The 231-nt window shown below is 66.7% G+C and carries 1 protein-coding gene; it reads left to right on the top strand.

The window, feature by feature from the left end:
- Positions 1–231: hypothetical protein (locus tag SB659_RS20640; RefSeq protein WP_410551795.1), on the top strand; the 231-nt coding region annotated here is incomplete at both ends.

Genomic DNA, 231 nt, shown 5'->3' with positions numbered 1-231 from the left:
CAGCACCGGCGCTGCTTGGGACCCGCCAGGGCGCCAGGACGGGTGTCTTTGCCGCTGCCCTGCTGTTTGCCGCGCATATCGGTTACGGCGGCTACATCCTCTACTATCTACCGAAGCCAACGCCGGCGCCTGGGGCCACCCCGCCTGTCGTCCGCCTGCTGCAGCCGATGATCGACCAGGCGGCCAAGCTCGACAGCGATGCCGATCGCTCGGCGATTTTCGAACAGCATC

It is taken from the genome of Arthrobacter sp. SIMBA_036 (assembly GCF_046535135.1).
Lineage (GTDB): Bacteria > Actinomycetota > Actinomycetes > Actinomycetales > Micrococcaceae > Arthrobacter.
Note: the sequence above shows the minus strand (reverse complement) of the source record. Positions and strands in the feature narration are given on the sequence as shown.